This is a genomic window from Pseudomonas sp. NKUCC02_KPG, from assembly GCF_019345465.1.
GTDB lineage: Bacteria > Pseudomonadota > Gammaproteobacteria > Pseudomonadales > Pseudomonadaceae > Aquipseudomonas.
In genome coordinates, this window is sequence record NZ_JAHKRC010000040.1 from 1 (window position 1) to 304 (window position 304).

The window sequence follows — 304 nt, forward strand, 5'->3', positions numbered from 1 at the left end:
TTCAGCGGTGTATTTGGCGATACGGGCCAGCGCGTCATCCAGGTCCACGGCTTGCTCGTCGACATAGCGAGTGGCCAGGCGGAAATCGATACGGCTTTGCTGGCATTCGATATTCAGCGAGCAGGCACCGGCCAGGGTGGCGGCCAGAGGCTGTGCGCCGCCCATGCCGCCCAGACCTGCGGTCAGTACCCATTTGCCGACCAGGCTGCCGTTGTAGTGCTGGCGACCGGCTTCGACGAAGGTTTCGTAGGTGCCCTGGACGATGCCCTGGCTGCCGATGTAGATCCAGCTGCCGGCGGTCATC

The 304-nt window shown here is 63.8% G+C and carries 1 pseudogene; it reads right to left on the reverse strand.

Annotated elements, in window-relative coordinates:
- Positions 1-304: pseudogene (locus KO536_RS24600) on the reverse strand (urocanate hydratase); the annotation flags it as partial.